Genomic DNA, 3,430 nt, shown 5'->3' with positions numbered 1-3,430 from the left:
CGCCGACCCGGCCGCCGTCGCCGACCTGCGGGCCCGCGTCGCCGCCGCCTTCCCGGCCGTCCGCGCCGACCTCGAGGCCGTCGTCCGCGTGCCCAGCGTCTCCAACGCGGACTTCGACCAGGCGCACGTCGGCGCCGGCGCGGAGCACGTCGCGCGCCTGCTCGGCGAGGCCGGCCTGCCCGAGGTGCAGATCCTGTCCGTCGAGCGCCCCGACGGCACGCCCGGCGCGCCCGCCGTCGTCGCGCGCCGCCCCGCCCCGGCCGGCGCCCCGACCGTGCTGCTGTACGCGCACCACGACGTGCAGCCCCCGGGTGCCCGCGAGGACTGGGACACCGAGCCGTTCGAGCCGACCGAGCGCGACGGCCGCCTGTTCGGCCGCGGCGCGGCGGACGACAAGGCCGGCGTGGTCGCGCACCTCGGCGCGCTGCGGGTGCTCGGCGACGAGCTCGGCGTGGGCGTGACGGTGTTCGTCGAGGGCGAGGAGGAGGTCGGCTCGCCGTCCTTCACCCGGTTCCTGCACACGTACGCCGACCTGCTGCGCGCCGACGTCATCGTGGTCGCCGACTCCTCCAACTGGAAGATCGGGGTCCCGGGCCTGACGACGTCGCTGCGTGGGCTGGTGGACCTCGAGGTCGAGGTGGCCGTGCTCGACCACGCGGTGCACTCGGGCATGTTCGGCGGCCCGGTGCTGGACGCCGTGACCCTGCTGTCCCGGCTCATCGCCACCCTGCACGACGACGCGGGCGACGTCGCGGTCGAGGGCCTGGTCTCCGCCGCCGACCCGACGGTCGACTACGACGAGGCCGCGTTCCGCGCGGACGCGAGCGTGCTGGACGGCGTGACGCTGGCCGGGACCGGCCCGCTCACCGCGCGGCTGTGGACGCGCCCGACGATCGCCGTGATCGGCCTGGACGCCCCGCGCGTCGCCACCGCGTCGAACACGATCGCCCCCAAGGCCACCGCGAAGCTGAGCATGCGGATCGCGCCCGGGCAGGACCCGGCCGCCGCGCTCGCCGCCCTGCGCGCGCACCTCGAGGGCCACGCGCCGTTCGGCGCCCGCGTCACCGTCCGCGACGGCGAGCTGGGCAAGCCGTTCCAGGCCCCGGCCGACTCGGCCGCGATGCAGGCCGCGCGGGCCGCGTTCGCCGACGCCTGGGGGACCGAGCCGGTCGACATCGGCATCGGCGGGTCGATCCCGTTCATCGCCGACCTGCTCGAGGTGTACCCGGACGCGGCGATCCTCGTCACCGGCGTCGAGGACCCGGACTCGCGGGCGCACGGCGCGAACGAGTCGGTGCACCTGGGCGAGCTGGAGCGCGTGGTGCTGGCCGAGGCGCTGCTGCTGGCCCGCCTGGCGGTCTGACCCCGCGGTCCGGCCTCGACCGGAGCGTCCTGCCCGACACGCCGCGGTGTGTCGGGCAGGACGCTCCTGTCATCTCCACTCGGGCGGGGCGGCGCGGGGCGTGGGTCAGACCGGTGGGGCCGGGTCGTACTGGATGCTCCGGCGGACGGCGCGCGCCACGTCGGCCGACTCCAGCCGCGCCACCAGGTGCAGGGCCATGTCGATCCCCGCCGACACGCCGGCGCTCGTCACGACGTCGCCGTCGTCCACGAACCGGGTCTCGGCGTCCACCAGGACGCTCGGGTCCAGCTCGACCAGCTCGTCGACCGCGGCCCAGTGCGTCGTCGCGGGCCGGCCGGCCAGCAGGCCCGCCGCGGCGTAGACCAGCGCACCGGTGCACACCGACGTCATCAGCGCGGTCTCCCGGCGCAGGTCGCGGACCCACGCCAGGTGCTCGGGGTCGCGCGCCAGCGCGCGGGTGCCCCGGCCACCGGGGTGCACGAGCACGTGCAGCGGGCCGACCTCGTCGCGCGACGTGTCCGGGACCAGCCGCAGCCCCTTGGCGCAGCGCACGCCCGACCCGTCGGCGGAGAACGTCACCACCTCGGGGTGCAGCGCCGAGTGCGCCGCCCACGAGGCGAGGACGTCGAACGGCCCGACCACGTCGAGCTCCTCGGCGTCGTCGAACACGACGATCCCGATGCGCAGCGGCTTCCCGGTGCCCACGAGCGTCCCCTTCCCTCGGGCGGGACCCGCTCGTCCGGGCGGGCCCGACCCCAGGGTGTCAGTACCCGGGGAGGGCGAGCATCTGGTCGAGCGCGACCCGGGCCCAGTGCGCGTCGTCGGCGTCCACGACGATGCGGTTCGGCACCCGGCCGGCGACGAGCGACTCCATGGCCCACACCAGGTGCGGCAGGTCGATGCGGTTCATGGTCGAGCAGAAGCACACCGTCGAGTCGAGGTACGAGATCTGCTTGTCCGGGTGCGCCTTCGCGAGCCGGCGGACCAGGTTGAGCTCGGTGCCGATGGCCCAGGCCGACCCGGCGGGCGCGGCGTCGAGCGCCTGGATGATGTACTCCGTCGACCCGACCAGGTCGGCGCCGGTGACGACCTCGTGCTTGCACTCGGGGTGCACCAGCACGGTGACGTCCGGCACCGCGGCGCGGACGTCGACGAGGTTCTGCGCGCTGAACCGGCCGTGCACCGAGCAGTGCCCGCGCCACAGGATCATCCGCGCGTCGCGGAGCTCGGCGACGCTGAGCCCGCCGTTCGGCTTCCGGGGGTCGAACACCACGCACTGCTCCAGCGGGATGCCGAGCGCGAGCACGGCGGTGTTCCGCCCGAGGTGCTGGTCCGGCATGAACAGCACCTTGCCGGTGCCGTCGACGCCGCCGACCTGGTCGAACGCCCAGCGCAGCGCGACGTGCGCGTTCGACGACGTGCAGACGGTCCCGCCGTGCCGGCCGGTGAACGCCTTGATCGCCGCCGTCGAGTTCATGTAGGTCACCGGGACCGTGTCCTCGGCGACGCCGGCCTCGACCAGCACGTCCCAGGCGTCCTCGACCTGGTCGATGGCGGCCATGTCGGCCATCGAGCAGCCGGCCGCCATGTCGGGCAGCACGACCTGCTGGGCGTCGGACGTGAGGATGTCGGCGGACTCGGCCATGAAGTGCACGCCGCAGAAGAGGATGAACTCCGCGTCGGGGCGCGCCGCCGCCTCGCGGGCGAGCTTGAACGAGTCGCCGGTGACGTCGGCGAAGTCGATGACCTCGTCGCGCTGGTAGTGGTGGCCGAGCACGAAGGCGCGGTCGCCGAGCGCGGCCCGCGCGGCGCGGGCGCGCTCCACCAGGTCGGGGTCGGAGGCGGCGGGCAGGCCGCCGACGCACTCGACGCCGCGCTCGGAGGCCAGGTCGCGGCCCTGGCCGAGCAGCAGCAGCGCGGAGGACGCGGGCTCGGCGAACGTGGTCCCGGGGGCGAGGAGAGTCACGCGCAGGATCATCCCACAGCGCTCCGGGCTCCTGACCAGGACCGGGGCGGGTGGGGGCGGGCGCCGGCGTGCGAGGATCGCGCCGTGCACGTGCTCGTCGC

At 75.4% G+C, this 3,430-nt stretch carries 3 protein-coding genes; 1 reads left to right on the top strand and 2 read right to left on the bottom strand.

The genetic code is table 11. The features are described 5' to 3' along the window. The first annotated feature begins 25 nt into the window (after positions 1–25). The gene (locus G6556_RS17780) at positions 26–1,363 is read left to right on the top strand and encodes a dipeptidase (protein WP_166944337.1); all 1,338 of its coding nucleotides are present in this window, start codon (positions 26–28) and stop codon (positions 1,361–1,363) included. Positions 1,364–1,468: 105 nt separating this feature from the next. On the opposite strand, the gene G6556_RS17775 is transcribed toward G6556_RS17780, so the two are convergent. Together G6556_RS17775 and nadA are read right to left on the bottom strand one after the other, a co-directional pair. After that, on the bottom strand, positions 1,469–2,068 hold the full coding sequence (locus G6556_RS17775) for a DJ-1/PfpI family protein (protein ID WP_166944336.1): 600 nt from the start codon (positions 2,066–2,068) through the stop codon (positions 1,469–1,471). 58 nt (positions 2,069–2,126) lie between these two features. Further along, a complete protein-coding gene (nadA, locus tag G6556_RS17770) occupies positions 2,127–3,329 on the bottom strand; it encodes a quinolinate synthase NadA (protein ID WP_346774984.1) in 1,203 nt (400 codons plus the stop codon). Positions 3,330–3,430 lie beyond the last annotated feature (101 nt).

The organism is Cellulomonas sp. IC4_254 (genome assembly GCF_011603975.1).
Lineage (GTDB): Bacteria > Actinomycetota > Actinomycetes > Actinomycetales > Cellulomonadaceae > Cellulomonas.
This window is presented reverse-complemented; position numbering and strand designations above follow the sequence as displayed.